We start from the raw sequence: 7,279 nt of genomic DNA on the forward strand, positions 1-7,279 counted from the left end.
CTGGCGGCGTGTCTGACCGCCGCGGCCGGGCTCGGCGGCACCGCCGTGTGGCAGCAGGGGCGGGCCCAGGACGCGCGGGCCGAGGCCCGCCAGATGCGGGAGGACGCCGCCGCGACGGCCTCGGTGCTCACCGCTCCCGACGCGCGCACCGGCACGGCCCGGCTGCCGGGCGGCGCGCGGGCGGCGGTCGTGGTGTCCCGCACCCTGGACCGGGCCGTGTTCGTGGGCGCGGACATGGCCGAGCCGCCGCGCGGCAAGGTCTACCAGTTGTGGTTCGACGACGGCGGCACCATGCGCCCGGCCGGGCTGATGGACCCCGCCCGGACCGATCAGTCGGTGCTGATGCGCGGCACCGTGGACGGTGCGGGCGGCATGGGCGTCACGGTGGAACCCGCGGGCGGTTCGGCCGAACCGACGTCGGCGCCGATCGCCGTACTGTCGCTCCCGAGCTGACGGGCCGGACAGTACGGACGGCAGGGACGGGACGGACGGCCGAGGCGCCGGAGCGGTGGCGCGGCGGGCCCGCGGGCACCGCCGCCGCTCCACCCACCCGATCCCACCCGATCCCACCCGATCCCACGCGATGCCACCCGATCCCGCGCGGCACCACCCGGCCTGGCCGCGCATCTTAGGACAGCCCTACACATAAGGAAGAAATAAGAGCAGAATGGACCGAGGCGGCGCTCACCGCACACCGCATGAGCCGCGGTCAGGCCAGCAAGTCAAAGGAGACGAGTCATGGCCAACGTCTCGCCCGGCAGAAGCGACATGACCACCCACCCCGATGTGTCCGAGATGCGGGACCGCTACGCCCGTATGCTCGGCGGCCGTGATGTGACGCTCTTGGACGGACCGGTGTTCCTGCTCGGTCTGTACTGCGCCGTGTCACCCTGGATCCTCCACTACACGACGAGCCAGCCCGCCCTCGTGACCCACAACCTCGTCGTGGGCATCGCGATCGGCCTGCTGGCCCTCGGGTTCACCCGCGCCCCGGAACGCATGTACGGCCTCAGCGGGGCGTTCTGCGCGATCGGCGTCTGGATGATCATCGCCCCGTGGGTGGTCGGGACCAGCCCGGACACCGGCGTCATCCTCAACAACGTCATCATCGGCGCGCTGGCCGTGGTGCTGGGGCTGATGTGCGCCGGCACGGCGGCGAGGAGCACACCGAGGCCGTAACCCGCACACACCGACCCGGACCCGCCGACCGGTCCGCGCACACGTCCCGGCCGGCGGGTCCCCCTGCCTGCCCCGACCGCTGCGGCCCCCCGGGGTCGCCCCAGGGGCAGGCGCAGCCCGGACCGATCACCCCGTGACCGCCGATCAGCCCAGGAACATGGCCAGTTGACGCCGATGGGCGGCCACCCAGGCGTGGGCGCCGCGCACCTCGTCCGCGGCGCCGACCCCGCCCGGCCCGCCCGCGGGCGGCTCTGCGTGAGCGGCAGCGGCCTCGATGCCCCGCAGGCACCGCTCCTGCCGCGCGAGGATCTCGTCCAGGAGCGAGGCGCGGGCGGCGCCGAGACCGTACGCGTCGCAGACGAGCGCGATCCGGCGGGCCGCGTCGGGCACATCGGTGATGGCGGGGCCCAACCCCAGGTACCGCCAGCAGACATGGGCGAGATCGTGGACGCGGTCGCCCGGCGCGGCCAGGTCCCAGTCGATGAAGGCGATCGGCCACCAGTCGCCGTCCTCGACCGTGTAGACGGTGTTCCCGGGTGCGAGGGCGTTGTGGCAGACGACGTCGTGGCCACCCGCGGCGGAGGTGCCGTGGGTGATGTCGTGCAGGGCGCGCGTGAGCCGGGCCACCTGTACGAGAGCGCCGTCGGCGCCCGCCGCAGCGCGCTCGGGGGCGGTGACGGCGGCCCGGCCCTCGATGTACCCGAAGACCTCCCGCCCGCGCGCGTCCGACCCGATGTGGCGCGGCGCCCCGTCCCACTCCCTGCGCTCCAGAAGGTCGAGCAACTCCCTTACGTACAGGTACCGTTCGTGCGGTGCACGCCGTACAGTCGACCCGATCCGGACCACGTCGTGGACGGCCCCGCCCTCCAGCACCCGCTCCCGCTCCCGCACCGCGCCTCCACCGTTGCGTCGATCCACCGGTCCGCCGATTTCACCGTCCGTTCGCCAAGCATGCCCGCCCCGCGGCCGGCTGACCCCGTGGATGTCCCGCGGGCTCGTCTCCTCGGCGGCCGGGCCGGGGCCGGCGGGACCACGGCGGGCGGGGAGGCGCCGGCCCCGCCGCGGGCGTCGCGCACACGGTGGTCGACGGCGACGTCACGGGGCGTTGCCGCCGGGTGGGACGGGGCGCGAAGCGGGTCCTGCCACGCACGGGTCGGCGTCCGGGCGGACTGTCCGCGCCTGCAGGGGGCACACGAGGCAGTGCGGAGTCAGCAGGAAGAGGGGCGACATGGAGATTTCGAGCGTGATCGGTGCCATGGTGATCGGCATCGTCATCGGCGTGCTGGGACGACTCGTGGTACCGGGCCGGCAGCGCATCGGCGTGCTGTGGACGATCATCGTCGGCATCGCGGCCGCCCTGCTGGGGTCGGCGATCGCGGCCGGTCTCGGTGTGGACGACACCGGCGGTGTCGACTGGGTCGAGTGGCTCATCCAGATCGGCCTGGCCGCGGCGGGTGTCGCCGCCCTGGACCGGACGAGGGTCCGCCGCTGACGCGGTGGCGAGGACACACGAGCACACGCACGGTAAACGACGGGGACGGCGCGCCTTCGAGGTGAGACCGCGCGGGGGCCGTGACGGCGAGTCCGTCGCGGCCCCCGCGCGTACGGGCCCGGCTGCCGGCGGTACCGTCGAGGGCTGGCGGGGCCGCGGGTGGGCGGCCCGGTGCCACGACAGGCGCCGTCCGACGGCAGGCGCGGTCCGCCGCGTCGTCTACGGCGTGTGCAGGTACGGCGTCGTCGTGGTCAGCGGGGCGAAGCCGAGCCGCTCCAGCACGGGCCGGCTCGCGCTCATGGCGTCGACCTGGAGGTAGCGGTAGCCGCGCTCGACGGCGGCGCGGGCGCGGTGGGCGACCAGCGCGCGGTAGATTCCGCGGCCCCGCCAGCCCTCGACGGTGCCGCCGCCCCAGAGCCCGGCGAAGCGCGTCCCCGGCACCAGCTCCATCCGGGCGGCGCTCACCGGCGTGTCCCCCGCCAGCGCGACGACGGCCGCCACCGAGTCGGGGTCGGCCGAGAGCCGGGCGAGCAGTTGGTGCCGCATCCGGGAGCCGTCGGTGCCGAAGGCCCGCCGGTGCACCTCGGCGACGAGGTCCACTCCCGCCGGGTCGGTCACCGGCACGACACGGACGCCCGGCGGGGGACCCACGTCGAGGTCCAGGTCGGAGACCTCGGCGATCATCAGCGTCTCCTCGGGCTGGGGCACGAAGCCGGCGGCGCGCAGCCGCCGCCCGAGGTCCACGGGGAGGTCATGGCCGTACAGCTTCCATTCGAACTCGCGCCCGAGCGCGCCGAAGCGGGCGATCTGCCCGGCGATCGCCGCGTCGGCGTCGGCCTCGTGCAGCGCGGACCAGACGACGCCGTTCCAGCCGTGCGCGGAGGACACCTGGCGCACGACGCCGCCCTCGCGTTCCATCACCGCGTCCGGGCTGTCCGGGCGGGCGCCTTCCCGCATGTCCCGGTCGTACAGGGCGAGCACCGCGGCATGATCCATGCGCCTCACTCCAGCACCAAGCCACGTCCGTGGCAAGCGCCTTACGACGTGAACGTCCCCACTCCCGGGGTTTTCCGGCCGCGCCTCCGGCACCGCCCGCCGAGCCTGCGCGACCCCACCCGGCACCCCGAGTCCGAGCCGGCGTGCCGGTCGGCGGAGCACCTCACGCCCGCGGAGCGGGCCGGGGCCACCGTCCACGCCTCGGGCGTGCGCCGCCCCGCGCACGCGTGGGGTGGGGTGGGGCCGGGCCGCATCGTGGACGTCGTCCCCCCGCGGCAGCTGAGCGGCCGGCCCGCCGAGGCGGGGGTCCCGCCCCGCCCGTGCGGACGCTGCCGGTCCGGGAGGCCGCGCCGGGCTCCACCGCGGACGGTCCGGTGCCCGAACCGGCCGGCGGCGTCCACCCGCTGCACCGGGAACCGCGCCGCCGAACGGGGCGAGGCAGCCGGTGCCCCGCGTGCCGCACGCCCGAGATGCAGGGGCCGGTCGGGGGTGCCACGATCGAAGGACGACTTGGATCAGATGGAACGCCCGGTCTCCTCCGAAGGGGGAGGCGTTTGTCGTTGCTGCCCACTCAGCGGGTGATGACCGCCTACACGGCCCTGGTCGCCGCCGCCACGGTCGTCTACATGGCGGTGCCCTCGGCACTGGCCCCGGTGTGGGCCGTGATCGGTCTGGCCGGAGTGGCCGCCATGCTGGCCGGGGTGCGCCTGAACCGGCCCGCCCACCGCTGGCCGTGGTGGGTCCTGGCCGCCGGTCTGCTCACCTTCGTCGGGGGCGACACCTACTACAACGTGATGGAGGCGTACTTCCACGCCTCCAACCCGTTCCCCTCCCCCGCGGACGCCAGTTACCTCGTGACCTACCCGCTGTTCGCCATCGGCCTGTCCGGGCTGGTGCGCTACCGCTGGGAAGGCCATGACCTGCCCAGTCTCCTCGACGCGCTGATCCTGACCGCCGGGCTGGCGCTGCCGGTGTGGGTCTTCCTCGTCCAGCCGCTGACCGAGATCGGCGGGCTGACCTGGGAGCAGCGGGGCATCAGCATCGCCTACCCCCTCGGTGACGTGCTGGTGCTGGCGCTGCTGGCCCGGCTGCTGACGCCGAGCGCGGGCACCGGGCGCAACCGGTCCGTCGCCCTGCTGGTCGTGGGCACCCTGACCCTGCTCTGCTTCGACATCGCCTACGGGATCATGCAGTTGCACGACGTGTGGCGGACGGGGACCCTGGTCGACTCCGGGTGGATCGTCTTCTACACGGCGTGGGGGCTGGCCGCGCTCCACCCCGACATGGTGAGGCTGACGGGCTCGGCGGCGCCGCGTGAATCGCTGCTGCCGCCGCCGCGCCGGGTGCTGGTGCTGGCCTTCGCCACGTTCATCGCGCCGACGATCCTGCTCCTGGAGGGGCTCAAGGAGCAGCCGCACGGCATCCCGGTGATCGCCGCGTTCTCCGGCACGCTGTTCCTGCTGGTCATCCTCCGGCTGGCGGGCATGGTCGTGGCGCATCGCCGCGCGGTGGCGCGGGAGTCGGCGCTGCGCGCGGCGGGGGCCTCCCTGGTGTCCGCGGTCCGCCAGGAGGAGGTCGTCCGCTCGTGCGAGGCGGCCGTGGACCGGCTGCTGGGCCCCGCCGTCCGGCACCGCACCCTGCTGCTGCCGGCCGAGCCGGCCTCGGCGCTCGCCCCGCGCCACGCCGAACTCGTCGCCGCCGACACCCTTGAACCCGAGATCACGGCCCGGCTGGACGGGCTGTCCGCGGCCCTGGTGTGCCCGATGGTCCCGCCCGACCGGCCCGTGGGCGCCATCCCGGGCGTGCTGCTGGTGGCCGGACCGGCCGGCCGGCTGGCGGAGACCCGCAGTTCGCTGGAGATCCTCGCCTCGCACGCGGGTCTGGCCAAGGAGCGCGTGGTGCTGCGCCAGGAGATCATCCGCCGGGAGAGCGAGGCGTACTTCCGCACCCTGGTGCGCAACACCTCCGACGTCATCCTGATCCTGGAGGACGACGACACCATCCGCTACGCGAGCCCGTCCGCCGCCTCCGTGTTCGGCGCCTCGGACCTGGCCGGGCAGGCACTGCCGGACCTGGTGGACCCGCGTGACCGGGAGCGGGCGGCGCGGCAGCTGACGGCCGTGCGCGAGCTGGGGCCGAGGGCGACCCACGACCACTGGTGGGTGCGCCACCCCGAAGGGCGGGTCGAGGTGGAGGTGCGGTGCAGCGACTTCCGCGACGAGCGCACCGTGGCCGGGCTCGTGGTCACCCTGCGGGACGTGACCGAGCAGCGGCGCCTGGAGCACGAGCTGACCGAGCGCGCCTTCCACGACTCGCTGACCGGGCTGCCCAACCGGACGCTGCTGCTGGAGCGCATCGAGCGCGCCCTGCTGCGCGGTCGCCGGGAGTCGTCGCTGACCTGTCTGCTCTTCATCGACCTGGACGACTTCAAGCTGGTCAACGACACCCTCGGGCACTCGGCGGGCGACCATCTGCTCCAGGACGTCGGCGACCGGCTGTCGCGGACGCTGCGGCGCACCGACACCGCGGCCCGCCTCGGCGGCGACGAGTTCGCCGTGCTGATGGAGGACGCGCGCGAGCCGCTCGACGCGGAACTGCTCGCCGCCCAGGTGATCCAGACGCTGAGCAGGCCGTTCGGGCTGGGCGGGGAGTCGGTGACCGTGTCGGCCAGCGTGGGCGTGGCAACGGCCCGGGACAGCACGGACGCCGACGAACTGCTGGGCCACGCCGATCTGGCGCTGTACGCGGCGAAGTCGGCGGGCAAGCGGCAGTGGCGCCGCTTCCGGCCCCTGCTGCACACCCGCATGATCGAGAAGCACGATCTGCAGAGCAGTCTCGCGCGGGCCGTCGCCGAGAAGGAGTTCGCGCTGCGCTACCAGCCTGTCGTGGACATCACGGCGGGTGAGGTCGTCGGCTTCGAGGCGCTGGTGCGCTGGCCGCGCCCGGAGCACCGCCCGGTGAGCCCGGAGCAGTTCATCGCGCTGGCCGAGGAGACCGGGCACATCGCCGCACTCGGGTCGTGGGTGCTGGAGAACGCGGTCCAGGACATCGCCGGGCTCCAGCGGCTGCACGCCCCGGCCCGCGCGCCGTACGTGAGTGTGAACGTCTCGGCCCGCCAGTTCCGCGACGGCGGGTTCGTGGAGGAGGTCGGCCGGGCGCTGCGCACGCCGGGGCTCGCGCGGGGCTCGTTGCAGCTGGAGCTGACCGAGACGGTGCTGCTGCGGCGCGACGCCCAGATCCAGGCGGTGCTGCGGAGCCTGAAGGAGCTGGGGGTGCACATCGCCGTCGACGACTTCGGCACCGGGTTCTCCTCGCTGCGCTACCTGCGGGACTTCCCCGTCGACGTCCTGAAGATCGACAAGTCCTACATCGACGACATCCCGCACGACGCCCGGCAGGTCGCCCTCGTGGAGGGCATCGTGCGCATCGCGCAGACGCTGGGCCTGAAGGTGATCGCCGAAGGCATCGAGGACCGCGCGCAGCGCGATCTCCTCGCGAGCATGGGGTGCCGGTTCGGGCAGGGCTTCCTGTTCGCCCGGCCGATGACGGTGGAGCAGAGCGGGCGGGCGCTGCGGCGCGACGGCACCCGGCTCGCGCCGCGCTCCGGAGGTC

At 74.4% G+C, this 7,279-nt stretch carries 6 protein-coding genes; 4 read left to right on the forward strand and 2 right to left on the reverse strand.

Features of this window, described 5'->3' with window-relative positions; translation table 11 throughout:
• Together SZN_RS33840 and SZN_RS33845 are read left to right on the forward strand one after the other, a co-directional pair.
• Nucleotides 1–453 (forward strand): anti-sigma factor (locus SZN_RS33840; protein ID WP_043734543.1); only part of this gene is annotated, 453 nt, incomplete at its 5' end.
• Between the two features lie 285 nt (nucleotides 454–738).
• Nucleotides 739–1,179: an SPW repeat protein gene (locus SZN_RS33845; protein WP_007504059.1), complete on the forward strand. Its 441-nt coding sequence runs from the start codon at nucleotides 739–741 to the stop codon at nucleotides 1,177–1,179.
• A gap of 144 nt (nucleotides 1,180–1,323) precedes the next feature.
• Here the strand turns inward: SZN_RS33845 and SZN_RS33850 are convergent, their stop codons facing one another.
• Nucleotides 1,324–2,097, reverse strand: a complete 774-nt coding sequence (locus SZN_RS33850) for a phosphotransferase (protein ID WP_244313467.1) — start codon at nucleotides 2,095–2,097, stop codon at nucleotides 1,324–1,326.
• 310 nt (nucleotides 2,098–2,407) lie between these two features.
• Here SZN_RS33850 and SZN_RS33855 point away from each other — a divergent pair, with 310 nt between their 5' ends.
• Nucleotides 2,408–2,671, forward strand: a complete 264-nt coding sequence (locus SZN_RS33855) for a GlsB/YeaQ/YmgE family stress response membrane protein (RefSeq protein WP_007504063.1) — start codon at nucleotides 2,408–2,410, stop codon at nucleotides 2,669–2,671.
• A gap of 219 nt (nucleotides 2,672–2,890) precedes the next feature.
• On the opposite strand, the gene SZN_RS33860 is transcribed toward SZN_RS33855, so the two are convergent.
• Complete coding sequence (locus SZN_RS33860; protein WP_007504065.1) at nucleotides 2,891–3,667, reverse strand: GNAT family N-acetyltransferase; 777 nt, start codon at nucleotides 3,665–3,667, stop codon at nucleotides 2,891–2,893.
• Nucleotides 3,668–4,248: 581 nt separating this feature from the next.
• On the opposite strand from SZN_RS33860, the gene SZN_RS33865 reads away from it, so the two are divergent.
• Nucleotides 4,249–7,279 (forward strand): putative bifunctional diguanylate cyclase/phosphodiesterase (locus SZN_RS33865; RefSeq protein WP_043734550.1); only part of this gene is annotated, 3,031 nt, incomplete at its 3' end.

The sequence above is a fragment of the Streptomyces zinciresistens K42 genome (assembly GCF_000225525.1).
GTDB lineage: Bacteria > Actinomycetota > Actinomycetes > Streptomycetales > Streptomycetaceae > Streptomyces > Streptomyces zinciresistens.

Excerpts from the sequence above, each read along its gene's own strand:
- SZN_RS33845 (WP_007504059.1), top strand. The coding sequence starts at position 739 with ATGGCCAACGTCTCGCCCGGCAGAAGCGACATGACCACCCACCCCGAT.
- SZN_RS33855 (WP_007504063.1), top strand. The coding sequence starts at position 2,408 with ATGGAGATTTCGAGCGTGATCGGTGCCATGGTGATCGGCATCGTCATC.
- SZN_RS33860 (WP_007504065.1), bottom strand. The coding sequence starts at position 3,667 with ATGGATCATGCCGCGGTGCTCGCCCTGTACGACCGGGACATGCGGGAA.